At 58.2% G+C, this 22,704-nt stretch carries 23 protein-coding genes and 1 pseudogene; 10 read left to right on the plus strand and 14 right to left on the minus strand.

Annotated features, from left to right (window positions below):
- The 6 genes from PUN71_RS21580 to PUN71_RS21605 form a co-directional block, all read left to right on the plus strand.
- Positions 1 to 958 (plus strand): putative type IV secretion/conjugal transfer ATPase (locus tag PUN71_RS21580; protein WP_502861255.1); only part of this gene is annotated, 958 nt, incomplete at its 5' end.
- Positions 958 to 2,727: a type IV secretory system conjugative DNA transfer family protein gene (locus tag PUN71_RS21585; RefSeq protein ID WP_277800049.1), complete on the plus strand. Its 1,770-nt coding sequence runs from the start codon at positions 958 to 960 to the stop codon at positions 2,725 to 2,727. The genes PUN71_RS21580 and PUN71_RS21585, both read left to right, overlap by 1 nt.
- Positions 2,720 to 3,145 carry a DUF4913 domain-containing protein gene (locus tag PUN71_RS21590; protein ID WP_277800050.1) on the plus strand — a complete coding sequence of 142 codons (426 nt, stop codon included), beginning with the start codon at positions 2,720 to 2,722 and terminating at the stop codon, positions 3,143 to 3,145. The genes PUN71_RS21585 and PUN71_RS21590 overlap by 8 nt, the downstream gene beginning before the upstream one ends.
- Before the next feature lie 253 nt (positions 3,146 to 3,398).
- Positions 3,399 to 3,653 (plus strand): hypothetical protein, encoded by a 255-nt coding sequence (locus PUN71_RS21595; RefSeq protein ID WP_277800051.1) that lies wholly within the window; start codon positions 3,399 to 3,401, stop codon positions 3,651 to 3,653.
- A 284-nt stretch (positions 3,654 to 3,937) separates the two neighbouring features.
- Positions 3,938 to 4,567 (plus strand): RNA polymerase sigma factor, encoded by a 630-nt coding sequence (locus PUN71_RS21600; protein WP_277800052.1) that lies wholly within the window; start codon positions 3,938 to 3,940, stop codon positions 4,565 to 4,567.
- A 20-nt stretch (positions 4,568 to 4,587) separates the two neighbouring features.
- A complete protein-coding gene (locus PUN71_RS21605; protein ID WP_277800053.1) occupies positions 4,588 to 5,997 on the plus strand; it encodes a hypothetical protein in 1,410 nt (469 codons plus the stop codon).
- 109 nt (positions 5,998 to 6,106) lie between these two features.
- Here PUN71_RS21605 and PUN71_RS21610 read toward each other — a convergent pair whose 3' ends face one another.
- From PUN71_RS21610 to PUN71_RS21645, 9 genes and pseudogenes are all read right to left on the minus strand, one after another.
- Positions 6,107 to 6,376 (minus strand): hypothetical protein, encoded by a 270-nt coding sequence (locus PUN71_RS21610; protein WP_277800054.1) that lies wholly within the window; start codon positions 6,374 to 6,376, stop codon positions 6,107 to 6,109.
- A gap of 90 nt (positions 6,377 to 6,466) precedes the next feature.
- Positions 6,467 to 6,685: a hypothetical protein gene (locus PUN71_RS21615; RefSeq protein WP_277800055.1), complete on the minus strand. Its 219-nt coding sequence runs from the start codon at positions 6,683 to 6,685 to the stop codon at positions 6,467 to 6,469.
- Positions 6,686 to 7,080: 395 nt separating this feature from the next.
- Positions 7,081 to 7,965, minus strand: coding sequence for a hypothetical protein (locus tag PUN71_RS21620; protein WP_277800056.1), 885 nt, complete (start codon positions 7,963 to 7,965; stop codon positions 7,081 to 7,083).
- 19 nt (positions 7,966 to 7,984) lie between these two features.
- On the minus strand, positions 7,985 to 8,356 hold the full coding sequence (locus PUN71_RS23235) for an ABC transporter permease (RefSeq protein WP_502861267.1): 372 nt from the start codon (positions 8,354 to 8,356) through the stop codon (positions 7,985 to 7,987).
- A gap of 112 nt (positions 8,357 to 8,468) precedes the next feature.
- Positions 8,469 to 9,950, minus strand: a pseudogene (locus tag PUN71_RS21625) (ABC transporter ATP-binding protein/permease); the annotation flags it as partial.
- Positions 9,947 to 10,939, minus strand: a complete 993-nt coding sequence (locus PUN71_RS21630) for an efflux RND transporter periplasmic adaptor subunit (RefSeq protein WP_277800058.1) — start codon at positions 10,937 to 10,939, stop codon at positions 9,947 to 9,949. The pseudogene PUN71_RS21625 and the gene PUN71_RS21630, both read right to left, overlap by 4 nt.
- Before the next feature lie 229 nt (positions 10,940 to 11,168).
- Positions 11,169 to 11,546, minus strand: coding sequence for a peptidase inhibitor family I36 protein (locus tag PUN71_RS21635; protein WP_277800059.1), 378 nt, complete (start codon positions 11,544 to 11,546; stop codon positions 11,169 to 11,171).
- A gap of 129 nt (positions 11,547 to 11,675) precedes the next feature.
- Positions 11,676 to 12,350, minus strand: coding sequence for a response regulator (locus tag PUN71_RS21640; RefSeq protein WP_277800060.1), 675 nt, complete (start codon positions 12,348 to 12,350; stop codon positions 11,676 to 11,678).
- A complete protein-coding gene (locus tag PUN71_RS21645) occupies positions 12,343 to 13,488 on the minus strand; it encodes a sensor histidine kinase (RefSeq protein WP_277800061.1) in 1,146 nt (381 codons plus the stop codon). Before PUN71_RS21645 ends, PUN71_RS21640 begins: the two co-directional genes overlap by 8 nt.
- A 571-nt stretch (positions 13,489 to 14,059) precedes the next feature.
- Between PUN71_RS21645 and PUN71_RS21650 the strand changes: the two genes are divergently transcribed.
- From PUN71_RS21650 to PUN71_RS21660, 3 genes are read left to right on the plus strand one after another with little or no spacing between them, the layout of a single operon-like run.
- Positions 14,060 to 14,953, plus strand: coding sequence for a UbiA family prenyltransferase (locus tag PUN71_RS21650; protein WP_277800062.1), 894 nt, complete (start codon positions 14,060 to 14,062; stop codon positions 14,951 to 14,953).
- An 8-nt stretch (positions 14,954 to 14,961) separates the two neighbouring features.
- Positions 14,962 to 16,032, plus strand: coding sequence for a sensor histidine kinase (locus tag PUN71_RS21655; protein ID WP_277800063.1), 1,071 nt, complete (start codon positions 14,962 to 14,964; stop codon positions 16,030 to 16,032).
- Positions 16,029 to 16,697 carry a response regulator gene (locus PUN71_RS21660; protein ID WP_277800064.1) on the plus strand — a complete coding sequence of 223 codons (669 nt, stop codon included), beginning with the start codon at positions 16,029 to 16,031 and terminating at the stop codon, positions 16,695 to 16,697. The genes PUN71_RS21655 and PUN71_RS21660 overlap by 4 nt, the downstream gene beginning before the upstream one ends.
- A 728-nt stretch (positions 16,698 to 17,425) precedes the next feature.
- Here the strand turns inward: PUN71_RS21660 and PUN71_RS21665 are convergent.
- The 5 genes from PUN71_RS21665 to PUN71_RS21685 form a co-directional block, all read right to left on the minus strand.
- Complete coding sequence (locus PUN71_RS21665; RefSeq protein WP_277800065.1) at positions 17,426 to 18,655, minus strand: hypothetical protein; 1,230 nt, start codon at positions 18,653 to 18,655, stop codon at positions 17,426 to 17,428.
- Positions 18,655 to 19,101, minus strand: coding sequence for a hypothetical protein (locus PUN71_RS21670; RefSeq protein ID WP_277800066.1), 447 nt, complete (start codon positions 19,099 to 19,101; stop codon positions 18,655 to 18,657). Before PUN71_RS21670 ends, PUN71_RS21665 begins: the two co-directional genes overlap by 1 nt.
- Positions 19,101 to 19,703 carry a hypothetical protein gene (locus PUN71_RS21675; RefSeq protein WP_277800067.1) on the minus strand — a complete coding sequence of 201 codons (603 nt, stop codon included), beginning with the start codon at positions 19,701 to 19,703 and terminating at the stop codon, positions 19,101 to 19,103. The genes PUN71_RS21670 and PUN71_RS21675 overlap by 1 nt, the downstream gene beginning before the upstream one ends.
- Positions 19,700 to 20,254 carry a hypothetical protein gene (locus PUN71_RS21680; protein ID WP_277800068.1) on the minus strand — a complete coding sequence of 185 codons (555 nt, stop codon included), beginning with the start codon at positions 20,252 to 20,254 and terminating at the stop codon, positions 19,700 to 19,702. Before PUN71_RS21680 ends, PUN71_RS21675 begins: the two co-directional genes overlap by 4 nt.
- A gap of 192 nt (positions 20,255 to 20,446) precedes the next feature.
- Complete coding sequence (locus PUN71_RS21685; RefSeq protein WP_277800069.1) at positions 20,447 to 21,235, minus strand: hypothetical protein; 789 nt, start codon at positions 21,233 to 21,235, stop codon at positions 20,447 to 20,449.
- Between the two features lie 237 nt (positions 21,236 to 21,472).
- Between PUN71_RS21685 and PUN71_RS21690 the strand changes: the two genes are divergently transcribed.
- Positions 21,473 to 22,675: an IS110 family RNA-guided transposase gene (locus PUN71_RS21690; RefSeq protein WP_277800070.1), complete on the plus strand. Its 1,203-nt coding sequence runs from the start codon at positions 21,473 to 21,475 to the stop codon at positions 22,673 to 22,675.
- The last annotated feature ends 29 nt before the right edge of the window (positions 22,676 to 22,704 follow it).

Genomic DNA, 22,704 nt, shown 5'->3' on the forward strand with positions numbered 1-22,704 from the left:
TTCGCACAACCGGCGCCTGAACATGATCACGGCGCTTGTCACCATTGTGCGCAACGCCAAGCCCAGCGCGCACGAAGAATCTCTGATCGACCGCGCACTGCACATCCTGGACGAGCGCCTGGACCGCGTGCCCCTGATAGGAGATCTAATCGACGTCATCAAAGATGCGCCCAACGAGCTGCGGGCAATTGCCCTTGACCGTGGCGACATGAGCCGATACTTGGACGCCACGGACCAGCTGCGCCAGTCGCTGTACTCGCTGGACGGCTCCGGCCGGTTCTCGGACATGTTCTCCCAGCCCACCGATCAGCCGATGGACCTCACCAAGCCGGTCGTCTTCGACCTCTCGGGCATCTCCGACACGCAGCGGGACATTCAAGCGGCCTGCCTGCTGGCCTGCTGGTCAACCGGGTTCGCCACCGTCCAGGTGGCACACACCCTGGCCGACGCCGGCCTGGAACCGCGCCGCAACTACTTCGTCGTCATGGACGAGCTCTGGCGGGCCCTGCGCTCCGGTGAAGGAATGGTAGACCGCGTTGACTCCCTCACCCGGCTCAACCGCACGGAGGGCGTCGGCCAGGCCATGATCACGCACACCATGAGCGACCTCGAAGCCCTGCCCACCGAATCCGAACGAATGAAAGCGCGCGGTTTCGTCGAACGCTCCGGCATGGTCGTCTGCGGCGCGCTCCCCGGGGCCGAAATGGAGAAACTTAACAAGGCCGTCACCCTCTCCCGGGCCGAACAAGCCCGCCTCATCTCATGGGCTGACCCGGGGTCGTGGACCGACGTCGGCGGATCCCGCAAACGGGTACGCCCGGGCCTGGGCAAATTCCTCTTCAAAGTCGGCGGCCGCCCCGGCATCCCCGTGGCCTTGAAGCTAACCAGCGTCGAAAAATCGCTCCACGATACAAACAAGCGCTGGACGAAAATTCGGAGCGCGGAAGGGGAGAACTGATGGGTGCGCCAAGCAGCGGCAAGCGTTCGGCGATGGATGGCGAGACCATCCTGCTCTGGGTCTTCATCACCGTCGTGGTGCTCGGCGTCGGCTCGGTGGCTGGCGCCGTACACCTCGGGTCGCTCCTGTCCAAGGATGGCCAGAAGCTGCCGGCGAACCCGTTTGAATTGGTCTTCGACCTGCTCTCGCAGAAGGTCACGTGGCCCGCGGCCGCCACTTTTGTACTGGTCGGCTTCGGCGTCCTCATCGTCGTCATGGCTTTTCTGGTGGTCCGTGGGGTGCTGCGCCGACGGTCCAAGCGTTCCCGGGTGGACGCCGCGGCCCAGCACATGGCCAACGGCCGGGACCTGCGCGCACTGAGCCTGCGCGGGGCCACGGCCACTGCCGAACGTCTCGGAGTGAAGGGCTCACCCGGCGTCCCGGTAGGCAAGACGGTTCTGGGCGGCCAGATGGTCTACGGGTCCTGGGAAGACATGCACATCGACATCTGGGGCCCCCGGACGGGCAAGACAACGTCGCGGGCGATCCCTGCGATCCTTGCCGCCCCGGGAGCTGCGCTGGTGACCTCGAACAAGCGGGACATCGTTGACGGCACGCGCGATGTCCGCGCCGCCGAGGGCCCGGTCTGGGTCTTCGACCCGCAGTCCGTCGCCCTCGAGGAACCTTCCTGGTGGTGGAACCCCCTGTCCTACGTCACAGACGAGGTGAAGGCGGCACGCCTGGCCGACCACTTCGCAGCCGGCTCCCGCGGCCCTGATGCCAAAACGGATGCCTACTTTGATTCAGCAGGCCAGGATCTCCTTGCCGGGCTCCTGCTCGCCGCAGCCCTCGACAGCCGACCGATCACACAGGTCCACACCTGGCTGACCCGTCCGGCCGAGGACGAAGCAGTAGACATCCTCAAAACCCACGGCTTCACCCAGACCTCCAATGCCGTCGGCGGCGTCATCAACGCACCCGAGAAACAGCGTGGCGGCGTGTACGGCACGGCACTGCAAATGGCTTCCTGCCTCACCAACCGCCAGGTTGCTCGCTGGGTAACACCCCAAGGCGAGAAGGACGAACGACCCCAGTTCGACCCCGCGGAATTCGTCCGGTCCAAAGGAACGCTGTACAGCCTGTCCAAGGAAGGCAAGGGCACCGCCGGACCGCTGGTGACGGCGCTGACCGTGGCCACGGTCGAGGCCGCCGAAGAACTCGCCGTGCACTCGCCCGGCGGCCGGCTGGCCACACCGATGATCGGTGTTCTGGACGAAGCAGCCAACGTCTGCCGGTGGCGTGAGCTGCCGAACCTCTACAGCCACTACGGATCCCGGGGCATCGTCCTGATGACCATCCTCCAGTCCTGGTCCCAAGGCGTGGAAGTGTGGGGCCGCGACGGTATGCGGAAGCTCTGGAGCGCCTCCAACATCAAGGTCTACGGCGGCGGCGTCGCCGAAGCCGAGTTCCTGAACGAGCTCGCACAGCTCGTGGGCGAGTACCGCTACTCCAACATGACCAGAAGCCGCTCCAAACAAGGCACTTCGTACAGCCACGACGACGACCGCAAGGAACGCACCCTGGACGTCTCGGACTTGGCCGCCTTCCCTCGTGGCCGCGCCATCATGTTCGCCTCCGGCGCCCCCGCCGCACTGCTGGAAACGGTGCCTTGGATGAGCGGTCCGCAGGCTGATGCGGTGCGAGCCTCCATCGCCGCACACGACCCCGCGAACAAGCCGGCGGCCGCAGCCGGGAACCGGTGGATCGCCGCAGGACCCTCTAATGAGTGACGGCCTGGGGGAGTGGGATGACGAGCTGGAGGACACTGCAGCTGGCGCCACCGAGCCAGCCGTAGACCACGAAGGCGCGCCTGAGCTTTTTTATCCGAACGTCGCCGAGTTCGTCAGCGACAAACTCGCTACAACCTACCGCCGGGCGCTCAACCTACAGGGCGGCGTTACCTGGTGCCCACAGTGGTGGAAACACGCCGAAGCCATCAGCCGCCTCGAAGCACTCTGGCGAGCCTGGGAATTCCTGCGCCTGGACGGCACCACGGGCATGAGCGTGTGGTGGCGCGACCACGCAGACCACCATATGAACGTACTGCTCTCCACCGACGGCCCCTTTAAAGGCTGCAGTCCGGACGACGGACACCGCACGAAAGTCTCTCCACTGCCCTGCGCGGAGCCGCCGGAGGGCCTGTTCTAATCCCGACAGTCAGCCAAGAGCGATCTGTCTGACCCAGGATGCTGGTCGTTTCAAGGAACCCGCGGGGGAGAGCGAAGGAATGAACTCACACGGTGAAGCTCATGTCCTGGGAATTGCAGGCTTGTGAGATGACTTCAGCCCAACTTCAGGGCCATCGGTAGACGCAGTTTCCTGCCGAGCGTACGAGTACTCGTACGCCTCATTTCAATCCTCGTCATACCTAGCAAGAAGACATTAGCTAGGAGGGCGAACCGTGAAAGGGCACCGGCACCACGGTCGAGACGAAACAACAGAGTCGATGAAGTCCTGTTCGTGCAAAAAGCACCTGCAGCTGGATGCAGCCCGAGAAGGGTGGCAGACCACCTTGCGCCTCATCATCCTCCAGGTTGGACCGAAGATTTTGTACTTGCTTATTCTTACGCTGATCGCGCTTCTGGCACCACAAACAGGCATTGGTTCGTCGCTTGGACACGCGGTGCAGTTTGCCCTAGAACACTTCAAACCATGACCGTTCCGGACTTGGGCCACTATAGTACGGACCCTCTTCCGCAAGTCGCGTCATTCTGGGAAGCTTCTGACGGACCAGATCACCCTGCACTCACTGCTTGCATGGACGCGACTCGTGCTCAGACTGGGTTGACGTTTTAGGCACCTGGCGGCCTTAGATCGCACAAGAGTGCAAACCCAACACGACCTTCTGAGACGAGATTTAACGAGTTTTCGTACTTTCGGCTCCAAACTGCGTCTAATGCCATGAACGCCTAAAACAGCTCTGAATTGGAAGGAGGCGTCGTGCCAGACGCTACACCAAGGCCGAACGGGGTCAGCCCTGGCGAAAGCTCCTACCCGCCCTCGGTAGTAGGCGACACCTCACCTCCGTCCCTCAGGAAGTTCGAGGCTTGGCTGGGGATCTCGCTGCCTTCCGCTACCAAAATTGTTTATAAGGCTTCCAGAAGCTTGTATCGCCGACAGCAAGATGTAGAGGACCTGACCCAAGAAGTTATGACGCGTGTCTGGAAGGTAAGCAAAAAAGCCGGCACCGAGCGCCCTCACAATCCAGCGGCGTGGCTGAATACATTGACGTTCAATGTGTTTGCCACTGAACGGCGACACGCTAACACAATAAAATGCGGATCTGGTGAAATACCGAAATTCTTTGATGACGACATCATTGCAGATCATTCTCCTGGGACGGAGGATAGTGCATTAAAAAATATCGAGCATTCAAAATTAAGAAAAGCGATCGCCATGTTAACGCCCTATCAGCGTGAACTTATTATCGAACATTATTACGAGGAAAAAACGCTACAAGCCATGTCAATTCTGCGAGGGAATATCCCTAGGACAACTTTAAAGTCTCAGCTCGATGCAACAATGAGATCCTTACGCAGAATTATGAGAAGCGAGAGTGAAAAACGATGACTGGCTCCAGGAGGTATTTTATGTCGGAGTGGGAACGCGACATTCCTTCAGCGCTGCTCGAAGATATTGACGCTGGTCGATCACGACCTGATCCCTCCCCCCTCGAGGATGAAGAGGTTCCAGAATCCCTGATGTCTAGGATCTGGGAGACCTGCAAGACATTGGATGAAGTTGAAGAAAGCACCCACTCCCTATTGACTTCAGGTGAGGCCGACGCGCTCCCGCTTCCGAATGAAGTTGACATGGATGCGGAAGAAGCTCCTGAAGTTCGCGTGTCTCCAGCAACAGGCACAACCCAGGCTGCGATGACCAAGTGGATCGATGCCGAGCTCAACGATCCGGAGCAGGCATTCGATTTCGCCAACAGCTCTGCCGCGGAGAAGGCGATCCAGCAGTTATTTGAACTCGGCAGCGAAGAGACCCTTCAAAAGCTTTGGCACGCGGGAAGTCAAGCCGCTGGCATCCATCTGGTCGAACTCCGAAGTGACCGCCTACTTCCGCTGTCCTCACTCTTCAGCGTTTCCGACTATGTAATCGGCGACGAGGGAAAACAGAGGCTGGTTCGCCTCACTCGTCAATGGCGAGACTTCGAGAACTCTTCCAGGCTGCACATCACGTGGGAGTTGTCCCCTCAGGCGCGGCTTGATGCCAATGCCGCGCAGACAAGCCAATCCTTGCTCCGCATAGCTTTACACACCGCGCAGGTTGGAGAAGTTGCGAGGCTCCTGCAACGGCTGGTGATAGCGACGGCCGGCCCCGCACATGTACTGACCCGGATCGAAGCCCAATGCGGTGTCGAGATATGCACCTTAATAGATGAAACGCTACGCCCAAAATTTGGAAGGCAAAGGAGTGTTAATCCAGGAGTAATCTCTGACTACATCCGGTCCCACACCAAACCGATGCTTGCAATGGCAAATAGGTATCGTCGTGAGCTCGATGCCTTCTGCATTGCCAAGGATCAGTCCTCTATCTCTCCCACGGTTTCGAAGCTTCGTGCTGTTGGACTCGCCCGAAAGGAAGTCCGCCAGGATGCTCAAAGACTACGGAACTGGGCAATGTCCGCTTTGATCGACATTGGAAGCTTACACAGCCAGGATGAGCACTTAGTTGTGAGTCAAAATCCAGAGATTTTGCGTGACTTAAAGGAAGTCGTCAGAACATGCGCAACCTTTGGTATTAATCTAAGCGAAAGAAGAGCGATCTATCTGACGCGCCTAGCAAAGAGATTCAGCGACGTTTCCGGGCTCGACCTTACTTCTGTAAATCTCAATGATGTAGAGCTTGAAGGTCTCACCTGGTCAGATGCAACAACCTGGCCAGAAGACTGGGAAGAAAGAGTTAGAAATCGTTCCCGAATGATAGGTCCGCATACATACCTAATCGATTCAAAGATGAAGGGGCGCCATAGAGAATCAGCAAACCAGTAGTTCATAAGTCACTTTTGCGCGACTAGCACCGCCACCGCGTCCGTACGGTGCGAACCTGCATGCCGGCGGTCTCTCGCCGGCATGCAGGTTATGGCGCCATGGCACGGATTCAGTACTCCACAGAAGCCTCACGGTATGCGGAGTACGCGTCGATTGCTTCCAGCACGATCTTTCTGACCCCCGGCCACGTGAGGTCTAGGACTCGCAACCTCCCGTCGATCCGGGAAATGGACTCGATGTGGTGGAAGCTCTCGCCGTACGCCTCCGCGAAACGCGCCAACTCCCGCAACTTTGACAATGCATCAGGCAGCCACGATCCATGCGGATCTACGATGTTAGCCTTCACTCCATCCAGGCCGTCGACAAAGAACTCAACCACAACCCTACCCGCGGAGATTAGCTTGGCCGGTCACCTTAGGATCCGTTCACGTGCACAGCAAATGGAAGCTCACAAGGCGAAAGGACACTGCTACAGCTTGTCGATCCAGGTATCGTCTTCACGGTTGTCCCACGCCGATCCGATGCTTGCAGGCTTGGTGCCACGCAGCCCGTCGATGCGCTGAAGAATCCGCCGTGCATCTACAGCCTTTAATTCCCGCAGGCTCGCTACTTCACGGACGACGACTGACTCGATCAAAGCCTCGCGATCATCTTGGCTGACCACACCTGCCCTCTCAAACGCATACAAATCGCCTGTCTTTGCTCCGTTTTGATCGGAAGCGGGGCAAGGACATTGGGAGATGGGGCAGGATCGTCGATCTCAAACAGGGAGGAAGCTTCAGCGTTCACAGGCATCGATAATACTGGCGCTCTAGAGCAACCACAGTGCTTACCGGTGCTAGCGGTGGGCTTGAGGGCCGGCCACTGTTCGGTGGCCACGGCCGCGCTGGGCCGGATCCCTGGACCTTCTGAATTACTCTAGTGCCGAGTCCTCTCGCCGCCTTGTCCTGCTGTTGAGGACTGGCAACATCCTTCCCTATATGAAACCCAGCAGATCGCTGCACCACTGTGCACCCTTCCCTGCGCCATTAGTACAGCGAAATAGACCAGGACAGGCAACTTGGGATACGGAAGGCTTCCTTGCTACAGCCCGGCAATGATCTTTTGAGCGTTGGCTGCTGCTTCCTTTCGAATGGTCTGGATTTCTGTGATCAGGGTTTCGTTGCGGGTCAAGAAAGTTGTGAGGTACTTGTTCAGTGCCGCCTTACGAACGTCCTCGTACGAAACACCTTCCCGGCACTTCGCGTCGGCAACAGCAATCGCGTCGGCGTTGGTCGGATTTTGGCGCGCGGTGTCCCAAGCCCGGTCAGGAGTCTCGAGGTTGGGATAACTTGCAGCAGTCATGCATTCAGACCACTTTTTGTTGGCGTCTGCCACTGAAGAGTCTCCAATGGCGGCGTTGATTCCGGGCAGTACGGCGTTGATCGTCACCCCTGTAGCCATCATTCCGTTTTCGACGGAGCCGTATACCTGTTTGTAGCTCTCAGCTAGGCATCCTTTTGATGAAACAGAGGGCTTCATTCCAAGCACGTTTACAGATACTTTCGGGGCTCCGGCGGGACCCATGAATGCTTCCGCGGCAGCAGGTGTCTGAGCATTTTGGGCTTCTTGGGACTGGCTCTGCTGTGGGCTGGCGTACCCAACGCTCCGAGCCTGTTCTATGCTAAGGGGCTTCAAAGGAACTAGGTCTTGGACCTTCATCTGCTTGGGGACAGTTTCTTCCCATTTGAACCCTGCTTTGGCCATGCAGTCGCGAATGGCGATCTGGCGTGCTTGTTCGGCCGGTCCATTGCTACTGAGAAACTCATCAACCTTGGTCACAGCCTGCGGGTCCGGCGACGCAGCAGCCTGCACGGAGCCCGCGCCATTGTTGCCGGCAGCACTATCGGCCGGAGAGCCAGCGCAGCCTGTCGCCAGCAAAAGCAGGGCTGCAACGCCCGAAGTGTAAATTCCGTTTCGAATGTTCATGGGTTTTCCTTGTCTCAATCTAGTTTTGGGAAAGAGTTTCTACAGGGTCAGTTCGAGCGGCCTTCCGTGCTGGGTACACTCCAGCGACCAACCCGATGAGAAGGCCCGCGCCGAGACCCATCCCGATGCTCTCCGGTGAAATGACGGGGGTCCAATGGTTAATCAGACAGGTGACAGCGAGAATGTTGACGGCTGCGACAACCCCAAGAATGGCGCCGGCGGCGGAGGTAAGGACCGCCTCCGCCGCAAACTGCGCCATCATGCCGCCGGGAGTAGAACCAAGCGCCATCCTTAGCCCAATCTCGCGCCTGCGTTCCAGTACGGCGACCAGGAACGTGTTCATGGTCCCGACGCCGCCGATGACCAAGGTGACGGCAGCCATTCCCACCATCAGATTGCGCTGCTGCACGTCGACAGCTTGGCGGAGCGAATTCGGTTCTGGGGGGGGCGGAAGCTGTCATAGAGCCTGGCTGCGCGGGGTTCCAGGCAGCCTGCGCCTCGTTGGCCACCTGAGATGCTGCCCCGGCGCTGGTCCTGAGCAGGATTGTCGCTTTCCCTTGAAATGAGGATTCATCTCCCAGGCTTTGTCCCAAAGGCACATAAACGCTCGCCAGCGATGAAGCCGCGCTGAGATCCTCCCTGACCACTCCCACTATCAGAAACTGCTTGTTATTCAGGTAGAGCTGCATTCCCGCCTGCCAAGGGCGACCAATACGGCGCATGAGGGTTTCTCCCACCACCGCAACACGGTCCCGCCGAGCTACATGTCCAGCGTCGAACAGCCGTCCCTGGGCAAGCTCTACTCCCTGAGCGTTGAGGCCTTCGACGGTGCTTGCGATGACTGGTGCTTGGATCCGGCCGTCGTAGGACACCCGGTCATCAGGCACCGGCGTCACGGTAGCTCCCCCACCCGATATATCTTGGAGGACGCCTGCGGCTTCAACGCCATTGAGCTTAGCTAGTCGAATCATGCCTTCCGATGCTTGCCACTCAAGCGCCTTCTGAGAGCTGATCGCTTCATCCGCCGGCGATGAAAGAGTCACGCGCTGGGCGAGGTAGAGGTTGAACTTATCCGACAGCTGAGCGGAAATCGTAGCCGAGAAACCGACCGTCAAGACCAGTGATGCCACACCGAGGGCCACACCAAGCATTGTGAAAGCATTCCGGCGGGAACGCCGCCTCGTGGAATTCCAGGCTTCTCGAAATCCGAGAGCAATCCATCGAGCACGGCTGGATGCTCTGACACGAGGTTTGGAAGGCCGTCCAACGGACTTGAACACTGGAGCGGAGGAGACGACGCGGCCATCCTCCACATGGATGGTTTCATCACATTGATCGGATACCCAAGGGTCGTGCGTGACGATTACGGTTGCCTGGTCCGGGCCTGTCAGCTCCCGCAGCAGCTGCAGCACTTCTCTTGACCGCGCAGAATCGAGACTGCCCGTGGGTTCATCACAGAGCAGCAGGGTTGGTTTCGTGACCAACGCACGGCCGATAGCCACCCGTTGCTTTTCTCCGCCGGAAAGTGTCATGGGCAGGCTGTCTTTACGATGTTCCATTCCGAGCTTTTCCAGAACGGCTAGAACATCGGCCTGACGGGCTGCTTTAGCCATGCCCCCGTAGATGAGCGGCAGCTCAATGTTTTCAGCTACGGTTTTGTGTTCGATAAGGTGGAATGCTTGGAATACGAAGGCGATACGTCCCAGCCGGAAGGCTGACCTCTGTGTTGACGAAAGGGAAGCGACGTCTTGTCCATCAATGCTGAGCCGGCCCCGGTCAGGAGAGGTAAGCAGACCAAGGATATTGAGCAGCGTACTCTTGCCGGATCCCGACGGGCCGATGACCGCGGTCATCGTTCCGCGCTTTAAAGACAAACTGACATCGGTCAGCACGTCGACGACCTGGTCCCCTTGGCGAAACGATTTGTGAAGTCCCTCCGCTTCAAGGGCAGTGACGATTGTCAATTCGGGAGTGAGCGTGCTCATCGGGCGCCTGCGACGACCACTTTATCGCCCTCAGTGAGGGAAGATTCCTGGCTGGCCGCGCTTACGGCGTTTTCTCCTCCTGCGCTGAAGTTCACGACAACTGGGACATCCCTGAACCCGGAATCGTCCTGCACGGTAACAAGTGACTGCCCTTCACGGGTCCAAAGTGCGGAGCTGGGCACCACCAATGGCTCAGGCGCAGACTGGGAGAGGATCAGCGAGGCCGGCAGGACCTTATCCGTTTTCGAGGTTGCTTCCTCGACTTCCACGAAAAGCGCACTTGTTTCCGCGCCGCCGCTTGGCGTCAAATCCTGGGACGGGATGGCCGGCTTTCCTGAATCTGCCGCCAGACCAGGATTTTGAACTGGCTTCGCGATGATGGTTACCGGGCGCAGCTCGGGTCCGAACGCCGCAATTCGTGCCTGTTGCCCTGACTTTGCTTCGGCGGGAACTGTGCCATTGGCTGCGCTACAAATCATGCCACGAGGGCCAACACCGATTGTCGCGATGGGTTCCGCTTCAAGCAGTCCGGTGCTGTGGACATTTCCGGAGACGGTTCCCACATCGGGAAGAACCTGGAATGCCGAGGCGGAGACAACAGGGTCACCTGTCGCTGGAGCAGTGTACCCGGCCTGAGTGTAGAGCGCGGCGACGGCAGCAGCCGTGTAACTGGTGACAGTTGAGGCCGAAGGCTCAGGTTGCTTCAGCAAGCGTCCAGCGCGGACCAGGGCGTCGTTTACCATACGGGCATCCGGTCCTGAGTCTTTGAGTTTCAAATCACGATAGAGAGGGAACGCCCCTGTAACCGCGAACACGGGTGAACCATTGATCTCAGCTAGGAGAGTTCCATCACCTACCGAGTCGCCAGACTTGAGCGGTGTCGCGGTCAGCACAAGCGGGCTCTTACCTGACCCCGAGACGGACACCTCGGAGCGGTAACCGGCTTTGCAGGTCAGGTCCACGGTGTCGAACAGCTGGCGCTTGCCCACCGCCGCGGTTACTACGGAGGGCGGCGGGGGTGCCGCCTCCGCAGCCTTTTGGGAGACCGTCTTAAGGGTGGAAGCGGCCACTGCTGTGCCGCCGGTCCCTAGTACAGCCGCAATAACAATTGCGGTTGCAGCAAATCCCTTGTTCACGTTGTCTTCCCCCGATTGTGATTTAGCGGTTCTCTGCGGCGCCCGGCCTCGGATGCCGCAGAGAACTATTTAGAGCACTTAGCTAAGCAAATGCGACGTAATCAGCCATGTCATTGAAGCCTGCGTTCGGTCCAAGCCTGTCCTCAACCCATCCGGGAGCCAGATACTCCCCGGTGTACCTCGAACCGTAGCGCCACTCGCCGATGACAAACGGTTGGTTGATACACGCATTGATCCAGGATGAAACCTGGTCATGCTCTTGGCTGTTGACATCGGTGTAAGACGCGAACCCGCTGATGGTTTGCCCAACACCGCCGTAGTATTCGTTCTGGTAGACGCACACTGTGCTGGTTGGGCACTGGTAGATATCTGCATGCGCCGGTAAAGCTCCCCCAAGAGCAACCCCGGCGACCGCAGTTAGCGCTGCCATGCCGGCCGTGCCCACGAATTTCATCTTCATGTCTTCCCCTTTTGAGAAACAATGATCAGTTACTCCAAATGCTGGAGTACCCGGCCAGTCTCTCAGTCAGGAGGACACACTTTTCATGCTTTTTACCGGACTTTCGGTACATCTTGATGTGTCTCGGCTCTACCCCGAAAGGCGGTGTTCGTATGCGAACGCAATGAGCTGGACTCTCGTCCGGAGTCCTAGTTTGGGCAAGAGGCTCCTCAAGTGAGATTTCACAGTGGCTTCGGAGATGAATAGTTGACCACCTATTTCCGAGTTGCCGGCACCGGAAGCAGCAAGAAGGAAGACCTCGCGTTCTCGAGCCGATAGGCAGTCCAAAACGGATATGTCGGGCTCAGTTGGAGGGGAATTTTCTCGAAATAATTCCTCAACGGAGCCCGGCGCTATAACGGCGTATCCGGAATGAACTGTTCGGATTGCCGCAATCAGGAACTCAGGCTCCGCGCTCTTGAGAAGGTATCCGCTCGCGCCTGCGCGGACAGCGTCAATGACAGCCTGGTCCCGGTTGAAGGTGGTAAGTGCAATAATTTTTGGTGTAGTGCGCCCGGAGACTCCGTTGTCACCGCCCAGAATCTTCCGAGTTGCGGCTACACCGTCAAGAACCGGCATTCGCAAGTCCATCAAGATCACATCAGCGTCCCGTGAGAACGCCAATTCCACAGCTTCTTCACCGTTTTCGGCCTCCCCGCATAAATCCATATCTGCCTGGCTTTCAATGAGCATGCGAATTCCGGCTCGAAATAGCGGCTGATCGTCGACAAGGGCAACACGGATCTTAGTTACTGGCTTATTCACGTGGCCCTACCAACGCTGAAGTCGTCGGCATCCGGTCCCGAAGAGCCAGAACACCACTGACCTCTTCTGACTCAGAGGTAAAACACGGGATGTATCCGTCGACCACGAACCTGTCACCCTGCCGGCCTGCTGTGAGGGTGCCGCCGGCCAGGATGGTCCGTTCCTTCATGCCAGGAATACCTCGACCAGAACCACTGCTGATGGCCGCACCGACAGGCGGAAGCGGTGAACTCACTGCGAGTGAGAGTCCTTGAGCCGACCAGTTCAGAGCGAGATCGACGGAGGTCGCTCTTCCGTGTCTAAGAGCATTCGTCAGAGCTTCCTGGACTACCCGGTAGACCGCGAGTTCCTGCATTTCAGTCAGGACGCCGGGCGTCCCCGTATCTACACGTCGGACATCCAATCCTGACCTTTCCAAGAGTGTTTCAAGATCGTTGAGGCCTGGATTCGGTGTCAGTTTGCCTTCGTCATCTGTCGCAGTGATGACTCTCTGTGCATCGGCCATTGCCTTCCGGGCGGAGCCAGCGATTGTGGTCAAAGCCTTCATTGTGTCCGCCGGCAAATCCGGGCGGGCGTAACGTGAACCATCAGCTTGGGCAGTTATGACAGCCAGAGAGTGCGCCAGGATGTCGTGAAGATCACGGGAGATGCGTGACCGTTCCTGTTCGAGAATTAGCTCTACTTCGGCGCGCTTGAGAAGGGCTTCTGCCTGGTCCCTGTCCCCAAGCAAGCGTCGGCGTTCGCGATCGAGGGCTAACAAGAGGCCCACAGCTGCAAAGCTGCTGCCAATCCCCAGTAAAACTGCCAGGCACTGCCACCAATAGCCGATCATGGCCGCGGCAGTGACATCTTGCACTCTGAACCAGCCCACACCATTCCCGTATCCTCGCGACACCATCAGGAATGCCATCGCGAGGGTAAACGCGGCCGTGCCGATCACCGATACCAGTCGTGTGCTTTTGCCCCCGGTCCACAGCATGAATGCCAGCGCGAGAAAGGCTCCAATATAGATAGGCCAGGTTGTTGCAGAGACCCCTGGTACCAGATGGACCAGTTGAGCAATCAGGAGAATTCCAGTCAGAGCCAGAGATAGGGCCGCGGACCACGACGACGCACATATGGCGGCACTAATCAGCACAAGGGTCCATAGGCCATCCCATTCCGAGAGATTCTGTCGGATCCTGCTGCTCTCCGCTAACCACCAAAGGACGACAAACACACAGGCGGATACCGGGGCACCCCATAGCCTTAGCACTTTCAAAGTCCTGTCCATGACTGCAACGCTAGCGGCTGACCAGTGAGTGAATCACCTCTGTCGGCAGGAATCATCCCCAAGGTCGAGCTCATTCCACCCAAAGGATGACTTACATCTCCTTGCGGGGCCCACCCAGGCAAAAATCTTCAGCAGGCATGACACTTGCCCACCGAAGGAATCGATGCAACCGAATGATCCGGAATACATCGAATCTTGGCCCTAACTTAGTGCTTTTCGAGCCACAGCAGGCAGCAGAGATCCAAGTATTGGCTCTGTCGCCCGGGAGTCCGGTGCGGTGTCCATCCGACATGTGATTCTTCGCCCACCGCCCCAGCGGCAGTCTTTGGTGAAGGCACTTGCTACTGGCTCGGCTCGATGACTGCAACTTTCGATGTAGATGATTGTGTCCTTCGGTCACTTATGGACGGCCTAATCCCGCTGCACACTCTGTCAAATGTCGACAACCGGAGCTCATGTCCAAATATCCCTCTGCTGGCACCTTATGAAGGAGTCCCGTCCCATAGTTCTGACGCTAGCGGCCTTGCGATTCACCGCAGGAGCCTTAGTAGCGACAGAGGCACCACTCAAACTCGACGTGGTCGCAGCTGGTCTTTCCTGGATTCTCGTCACGGCAGGCGTTTATCTCACAAATGCAAGCTCCGACGTCGTCAGTGACACGATCAACCACAAGCGCCGTCCCCTGGCGCAGGGTCAGATATCGACACGGCAAGTCAACGTCGCAGCTATATGCACCTTCGCCGGCGCGTTGCTAATCGGTTCATTTTTTGGCCCAGCATTCCTTGTGGTTCTGGCTTCAATGGGAACCCTTGGCGTGCTCTACTCAATCGGACCTAGACCTGGAAAAAATCACTTCTTCTCAGCGGGTCTCATAGTAGCCCTGGGCATTTTTCTTCCTTATGCGGGGGGATCTCTGGCTGCCCACGGCGAGATCAGGCCACCTGCTCTGATTGGCGGTCTGGTATGCGGGGCTTGGGCTGCCATGGCAAGCGTGTCAAAGGATTTCGCCGACCTGGCGGGAGACAAGGCCGACGGACGCGTAACTCTGCCTGTGTTACTCGGTCTTCGAAATGCCTCCCAGGTCGCCGCTGGAGGCTCCACCCTGATCGCTCTCCTTGCACTCGGCTGCACCTTAATCCCAGGGCTAAAAGGCCTGTGGGTGCTCTGGCTGGGAACCTGTGCTTTCGCAGCAGTCTGTGGAATGTCACGAAAACAAAATTCTCGGTTTTCCCTCGGCACGCCCTACCGTATATTCATGATGACCCAGCTATCGACAAACGGCGCCCTAATCACAATGGCCACCGCAGCTCTTACAATCCCCACGCCTTGACTAGCAGAGTGAACACGGAAAGCTTGGTTGCTGACACGTCCGCCCTAAGGGCCGAAATCACCCGCCGGTACGTCAAGCGGCTGGAAGCGGTCGGAAACCCAATTGTGGCGGATGAATTCATCACGCGTCAGACGATGGAGAGCGCGGAGGCAATCCTCCGGTCATTCCTTCCCATTTCCGAAGATTTCGGCGCGCCTGACTCAAGCGTGCTCCCACCCGCGATCGGCAAAGCACGAGCCCTCCAGCGGATACACCCCAGCTTCTCCCTTGCTGCTGCTGGCATCCTGTTCGAATCGGGCATGACAGTCCTCGGAGAACGGCTTGGTGGTTCCTTGCAGCCTGACGAGGCATTTTCCCTGGCCAGTCGTTTCCAAACGGCAATCATGGAACGCATAACCACAGCTTCGTCCCAGTATGTTGACGTCTTGGTCGAAAAGGTGGACAAATCAAACCAGCATGAACGGCTGAGCGTCTCCAGACATCTTCACGACAACGTCGCACATGGCATCGCGGCTGCGATCCAACGCCTGGAGCTTAGCCGCAGATCCGATGGATCGCACACACCTGATAATGATGAGGGCCTCCTGGGTCAGGCCCTGCACGTCCTGCGCGAAACGTTGCAGACAGTCAGGGAAGTGGCGACGACTCTGCGCAACGTAGTCGGCGACCGCAATCTTGATACTGCCTTGGCCGAACTGCTGGAAGACTCAGTCGGCTATTCCGGAAGGATTGAGTTGGCGACAGCAGGAAACATAGCTCTCCTGGCTTCCCATCTTAAAGAGGAACTCTTCATCATCCTCAGGGAAGGCATCCGAAACGCATTCCAACATGGAACCGGCATGACGAACCTCCGAGTTGTCGTGGAAGCAGGACCTGCCGAAGTGTTCGCGTGCGTGGAAGACGACGGACCAGGATTCTCTAGCCCGCCAACCGCATATTCCCATATAGGAATCCAATCTATGCGTGAGCGCACCGAACTCCTCGGCGGATCATGGTCGATGGAGGCCAGCAAAGGCGAAGGGTGCCGAATCGTGATCCGCATTCCCGTCGCCGACGGGAACCCGGTGGTTTTCGCATGAAACCAGTATCCGTTCTGCTAGTCGATGATCACCGGCTTTTCCGGGAGGGCCTGTCCGCACTGCTATCAACAGACGCCAGGATTGCGGTGGTAGGTCAGGGAGCCAACGGCAATGAGGCGGTTACTCTCGCGCGAGCCCTCGAGCCTGACATCATTCTCCTCGATGTCGAGATGCCAGGGCCCCCCGTCATGTCCACACTCGAGCAATTGCGCAACTGCGCTCCGTCGTCGAAGGTAATCATTCTCACCATGCACGCCCAGCCCGGGCTGATGGGGCAGCTTATCAACTTAGGCGCGTCCGGATATCTGATGAAGGATATGGAAATCGAGGAACTGATTTCAGCCGTCCTTTCGATTGGAAACGACACCAGGGACTTCGTTACGCTTCATTTGCCGCGGAGCATCATCAGAGAGATTAATTCCCCGGATGCGGGTGACAATCCGCTCACTCGGAGGGAAATAGAGATCCTGGTGCTTGCGGCCAAAGCCAAGTCGAACCTTCAAATTGGCTCCGCTCTCTTCATAACGGAAGGTACCGTCAAACGACACCTCTCGAATATCTTCAGAAAAATTGGAGCCATATCCAGACTCGATGCGGTTAGAAAATCCATCGACCGAGGCTGGATTTCAATACCCTCCGAGAAGACCTTGACTAGGAAGCTCTAGTCACCGTATTTCGGTTTTGCGGTTGACACCTCGTGGATGTTAGAGGCTTAGGCCCTTTTGCAAGAGCTTTGTCTGGCCGTTGGCTCACGCGTTTTGTGGCCTTCGGGCTGCGTCCTGGTGCGGTGGCCACGGTCGTGCTGGGCGGGGTGCCCTGGTCTAGCTGGGCCTGGCCCTCGTGGCGGCCTACGCGCTGTCTCGCCTCGCGCGCAGTGCCGTCACCGCGCGTAGCTGGCTCACTTCAACGTTTGCCAACCTGCTTGGTTAGGCGTTGTTCGTCCTGTTCCCCGACGTGTGGATGATCTCGCCGACCACGCCCAGCCCCCCGCCAAAGTACGGTTTGCCAGTGTGAGCGTTGTTGCTAGCCGTATTCTTTCTGAATGACCAAACTGCTTTGAAGCGCGAATCTGTGGGCTGGTGCCATGGCTGCGGTACGTCGCAACTCAAGTCTCAAATGCCACTTGCTTACATCGAGTGGCAAGAAGAGTCGGCCCCTGTCTGCGTGGACTGCAAAGCCGAACCCTGGTCGATCGGAGTCTGGAACAAAGGAGAGCACGAGCCAACTTGCTCTTGGACGGAAGCGGCCACCCGCCGCATGTTCGATTGGTCACCCGCGTTCAGCTGTGGCTGCCAGCAGCTGCCCCAGGGGAAGGCATCGGTGATGTGGGAATCAGCTCCGGCAGGACCGCGCAATTAGATAGACGGTCCTAGGCAAAATGGACGAACAGTGTCTACCGGACGGCTCCTAGTGCTTCTTCCAATGCCTGCCGCCACTGCACCAAGTGGCCCCCGTTTTCCCTTGCACGTTTTTCTAGTCCGGTCGTGAGTCGCATGGTGTCAATTCCATCCAAGAATCGTTTGTGGAGTACTTCAAGCTCATGAATGTGATCGACAATGCTGAATCCAGCAGACTCTCGGATCTCTGCTGCCCGAGCCAGCACGGAGTGTTTCATTAGAGCCTGATAATCCAACTCTGCAGGGTCTGCCATGCCCATGGGTGTTTCCGGGTCATCAACCAAACCGGGCCTGCGTCGCCAGATCTCACTTGCGAGATCCACGGGCAGGTAACGGTGTAGTTTCCGGACATAATAACGGGCAGGAGCCCCACCCGAGCTTTTCAGCTCTATGTAGTTACGGTGTTCACTGAAACCCACGCCGTGCGAAATTCCCGTCAGGCCGACCGCCCGAAGCATGACTGCAAAATAGCCCCCGTATAGAGCAAACGGATGGGCCCCCTGGGCGGCGAGTTTCGAAACCTCGACCGCGTATTGAGCAAGCCGGTACTGAGGGGACTTGGGCTCCTCCAAGTTATTCACCCAAACGACGATGTTCGGGTCTTGATCAACGTTGAACAAATCAGGCAGGAGCTTCGGTTCCTTTACCGCCAACACTCGAACGATTGGCTGATGGGTTCGCGCTGCTGCTGCAGCAGCTTTCGTCGCTTCCCATAGAGAATCAGACCAGAGCCTCGTCTCTGACGACCCGTCGTACATCAGATACGGTGCCATTATTTGAGCTGGTCCATTTGCTTGCTTCTGAGGAAGTGGCTTCTTTAGGCGTCGGGCATACTTATCAAAGGCCTTCGGAGCCAAATCCTGAAAACCGGTGTTAAATTCTACCCATCTTGTAGCAATCGATGCTACTAAACCGTCATCGAGCAGTGAGACCGGCAGGCCTCCATGTTGTTGCACTAAGTCCTCGATACCAAGCACTCGGGCAAGGGCGAGGTGAGATTTCTTCGGTTCCCGCAAGTCATTTTGGAACAGCGGGAAACGTGGATCGACCACGTACGGAACCGACGAGGAGGCCGAAAGTGCCAGCACGAAACCTTTAGTTCCTTCGCCACGGAAAGCTGCCACTGTTCCCGGTACAACAAGTCCTTGGTACCCACCCGCCAGGGCATTCAATGTCTGCTGATCGGTAGAACCGAAAGCGAGATAGTGTGAAAAATTTGAAAACACTAGCCTCTGGTCCCCCTACGAAAGATAGCGCGAATCTTTGCCCGGATAACCGGGCTAACCGGCTGACGGGATGCCCATAATAATATGGACATCTTGTCATCTAAAACAATGACTCCGATGCCGTTTTCACGCGCCTGCTCCAAATTTTTTGGAGTAGGGCGATGGTTTACTACAATCCAGCTTCTATCGAAACTGAGCCGGTTATACATGGCTTGTTCCAGCACACGATGAAACGAACCCATTTTCATCTCGTAAGCAGACGCGATACCGCTCTTAGTCAGGGTGGCTAAGTCAGCTCTTCTTCCATTTAGTGGCATCTCCGATAGCACCAGGCTGTTTTCATTTATCCAGCCACGACTTCGCATCATATTCAAAAGAGGGGTCAACAACTCTTTTTCTTCCCTGTTACGAAGGACTGGTGTTTCGTCCCACGGCAAGACAACCATTAGTCCTCAACCCCTGTCAGACTGTTCAGGCTTACTGTGTCATCATCCGCACCGGTAAGCTCGGATGCTTGGACATGAGCAAAATCCAGCCGCCGCACCATCAATAGTAGTGTGACGTAGACACCACCTCCGCATACAAATATGAGCGCGCTGATGCCGAGCGCCCACTGTGCGGGATCTATTCCGAAGAGGGCTTCTGCCGCGGAGGTTAGTAGCGTCGCCGTGATCGCCACAGCGAACGCCACAAGAAACCAAAAGGATGCCCGAGCCAGCCTTTGAGCTACGCGGAGTTGGCGAGCCATCTTGGTCTGCAAGACCATGAGACGGACAAATTCCCGCGCGGGTTCCAGGACCTCCTTCGGTTCAACCGATACAAGGAATAGGTCGTTGCCCTCATCGTAGTCGTGGAAGAGTTCGTCCAGACGCACCCTAAGACTTTTTAAATGTCGTATGGCGCCGTTAACAAGGTTCGACCGGGCGTTGCGTTCCTTGGTTTTCAGCTTCTCGCCAAGGCTTGAAGCCAGTGACCCGGCAGGCCAGAGTGCAATATAGCTCGCAATAGCAAAGGGTATCGCGTAAGTAAGAATTGTGGCCTGGTTCATGTCAGGCGGGGACCCAGAATGTCATCTCGGATTAGCGACTTTGAGGTGTAGCCCTCGTACTTTTGATACACATACCGGACAAGATCCCTTAAAGGCCATCCCGAGAACTGTTTCCTAAGATTCTGGGTCTGCTGGAGCAGCTTAGGGGGCAACTCCTGTTGGAGTGCATTGAAATACTCCTGTCCGAGGGGAGTTAAACGGAAATTCCGAGTGCGGAAGGCATTTGATTCATCGTCGCCACCGATAAGCTTTTCGGACTCCCACATGTCGTCGTCTGTCCGACTCAGCTGTGCCGAGTCCTCCACCAAACCTGCCTCCACTAGTGTATCTACAGCCTTATAGACCTTTGATGAAAAGGGACCGAAGTTGTAGGCCTCAAACTCTGGATCCTCGGTGAAGTACTCCTCGGCGGAAGTTTCCTTGTCCATGAGAAACACCAGCTTCTCCAGCCGTGTTATCCCCCGGATCTCACCTCGCCTTTCCTGTTGACCCGGTTCGCTTCCCAAGAGAAGAACGATGGCATCATCCACATCGAATTCCGGTGACTCCACGGTGCGGTCACACCTCTCTGATTCTCGTAATTGGATCATACAGCCGCTATGAAACGAAGCAGGACAGTTGAGCAGCGAACGGCCAGAACGGTACGGTGGGCCGCCCAAACGATTGAATATCGGCAACCGGCGCTGGTCCCACCTTGGTGGTGAAGTGGACTCCCTGAAGGTCACCGCCATACTCATTTCTTGTTAACGACCCAAAGCCCTTTGGGCCTCTTTAGTTCTTCCAAACATTGCCCGGCCGGCCCGCGCCCTAGATGCACCGCCTGGAGCCTGGACCACGGCCGCAACTGGTGAGGTCGCCTGGTCTTGATCCGCACTTAGCCGTGCCTGGACAGCCTCGCGGTCGGCAACGTCATCCAGGCTGGCCGCCAGCTGGTGTCGGCGCTCAGACGAGTCATACTTTATGCCGGATGCCTCGCCAAGAGCGTACAGCTGCTGGTTCTCTTCGGTCACGTCCTGTTCGCGGTCCTGGTCCTCGCGGCCTGCATCAGCCAGCAGCTGCGCGGCCTCGGCGTTCTCGTCACGGCCGGCGCCCCGCTCCTGCTCTGCCTGCTCGCGGTCCCGTTCTGCCTTCGCCAGGGCAGCGGCCACCGAAACATCGTTGGCGCCCAGGTTGTCCACGTCCAGGCCGTAGCGGCGTTGCACCTGGTCCCGGATGACCTCGGCCGCGTTGCGCGCCGCCGGATCGTGGTCCTTCCACGCGGTGGCCGCCTCGTGCATCCTCTCGACGTCGCGGCCACCGGCCGTGTCCCACCAACGGTTGTCCATCACTGGTGCAAGCTGCGCACGGGCTGCTGCGCGCTCCGCGTCGAACCGGACCTGCAACTCACGGGCCTGCTGTTCCTCGGTCGCCTGGGCGCGGCGCAGGGCCTGCTCGCGAGCCCTGGCCACCTGCTCACCAATCCGGCCGGCGACAGTCAGCCCGACGCGTGACATCCCCTCGATAGCCTCGTCGATGCCGTCAGATTCACTCATGGTTCCCTACCTTTCTGTGGTGTGGTCAGTGGGCTTTGTATGCTTGCCACCACCCGGGGGCACCGGGCATGGCTTCTCATTGTTTGCCGGCATTCAACGGCTCAGGGGGAATGGCCACCCGGTGCCCCGCGACGACTCGACCGCTGATTGAGAAACGCGACTTGATCGCTTCGTAGGGACCTGACGGCGTGGTCGTCTGCTGGGCAACGTGTATCCAGACGAGACGAGGAGCTACCCATGACGCGGCTTTGGGCCGGGATCGATGCAGGCAAAACCCATCACCACTGCGTGGTGATCGACGAGACGGGCAGGCGGGTGCTTTCCCGTCGAGTTGCGAACGACGAAACCGAGCTGCTCGCGCTGATCGCCGACGTGCTTGCTGCCGCGGACGGGGACGACACGGTGTGGGCAACGGACCTTAATCAGGGAGGAGCTGCTCTGGTGATCGGCCTGCTGGCCGACAACGGACAGACGGCCTTCTACATCCCCGGCAGAACCGTGCACCACGCATCCCGGACCTACCGCGGCGACGGAAAGACCGACGCCAAAGACGCCGGCATCATCGCCGATCAGGCCCGTATGCGCCACGATCTCCAACCCGTTCGTGCCGGGGACGACATCGCAGTCGGACTGCGTCTTCTTGCGGCCCGCCGAACAGATCTGGTCTGCGACCGAACGCGCGCCCTCAACCGGCTCCGCGCCACCCTCCTCGAGTACTTCCCGGCCCTGGAAGCTGCCTTCGAGTACCAGAGCCGCAAGGCTGCCCTGGTACTGCTCACGAAGTATCAAACGCCCGACGGGATCCGCCAAGCAGGAGAATCCCGGATCACGTCCTGGCTCCGCAAACAAGGAGTCCGCTCCCCTGCCAAGGTCGCCCAAACCGCTTACGAGGCCGCCCGCCGGCAGCACGCCACCATCACCGGTCAGCAGACCGGGGCCATGCTCGTCGCCAAGCTCGCCGCCGACATCCTCCGCCTTCACGGGGAGATCGATGAAATCGAGGAACTCATTGAGGTGCGATTCCGCCAGCACGAGCACGCCGACATCCTCCTGAGCGTCCCCGGATTCGGCCCACTGCTGGCCGCCGAATTCATCGCCGCCACGGGCGGGAACATGGCCAACTACGAAAGCGCCGACCGGCTCGCCGGTGTCGCAGGCGTCGCGCCCGTGCCCCGAGATTCCGGGAAAGTCAGCGGGAACTTCCACCGGCCCAAACGCTACGACCGCAGGCTGCTCAGAGCCTGCTTCCTCTCCGCCCAGATCGCCGCAATACGATGCCCCGCCTCCAAGGCCTACTACGCGAAAAAGCGGGCCGAAGGGAAGACCCACAAACAGGCCGTACTCGCCCTCGCCCGGCGCCGAATCAACGTCCTCTGGGCACTCCTCAGAGACCGAAAGCCATACGAACCCCGGGGCCTCATCACCTCTCAAACGGCTTGACAAAGACATTGAGATTCCCCCTCCTGGTG

Source organism: Arthrobacter sp. NQ7 (genome assembly GCF_029581595.2).
In the GTDB taxonomy this organism is placed as follows: domain Bacteria; phylum Actinomycetota; class Actinomycetes; order Actinomycetales; family Micrococcaceae; genus Arthrobacter; species Arthrobacter phenanthrenivorans_B.

Excerpts from the sequence above, each read along its gene's own strand:
- PUN71_RS21590 (WP_277800050.1), top strand. The coding sequence starts at position 2,720 with ATGAGTGACGGCCTGGGGGAGTGGGATGACGAGCTGGAGGACACTGCA.
- PUN71_RS21690 (WP_277800070.1), top strand. The coding sequence starts at position 21,473 with ATGACGCGGCTTTGGGCCGGGATCGATGCAGGCAAAACCCATCACCAC.
- PUN71_RS21660 (WP_277800064.1), top strand. The coding sequence starts at position 16,029 with ATGAAACCAGTATCCGTTCTGCTAGTCGATGATCACCGGCTTTTCCGG.
- PUN71_RS21670 (WP_277800066.1), bottom strand. The coding sequence starts at position 19,101 with ATGGTTGTCTTGCCGTGGGACGAAACACCAGTCCTTCGTAACAGGGAA.
- PUN71_RS21605 (WP_277800053.1), top strand. The coding sequence starts at position 4,588 with ATGTCGGAGTGGGAACGCGACATTCCTTCAGCGCTGCTCGAAGATATT.
- PUN71_RS23235 (WP_502861267.1), bottom strand. The coding sequence starts at position 8,356 with ATGGTGGGAATGGCTGCCGTCACCTTGGTCATCGGCGGCGTCGGGACC.
- PUN71_RS21675 (WP_277800067.1), bottom strand. The coding sequence starts at position 19,703 with ATGAACCAGGCCACAATTCTTACTTACGCGATACCCTTTGCTATTGCG.
- PUN71_RS21650 (WP_277800062.1), top strand. The coding sequence starts at position 14,060 with ATGTCGACAACCGGAGCTCATGTCCAAATATCCCTCTGCTGGCACCTT.
- PUN71_RS21635 (WP_277800059.1), bottom strand. The coding sequence starts at position 11,546 with ATGAAGATGAAATTCGTGGGCACGGCCGGCATGGCAGCGCTAACTGCG.
- PUN71_RS21685 (WP_277800069.1), bottom strand. The coding sequence starts at position 21,235 with ATGAGTGAATCTGACGGCATCGACGAGGCTATCGAGGGGATGTCACGC.
- PUN71_RS21620 (WP_277800056.1), bottom strand. The coding sequence starts at position 7,965 with ATGAACATTCGAAACGGAATTTACACTTCGGGCGTTGCAGCCCTGCTT.
- PUN71_RS21585 (WP_277800049.1), top strand. The coding sequence starts at position 958 with ATGGGTGCGCCAAGCAGCGGCAAGCGTTCGGCGATGGATGGCGAGACC.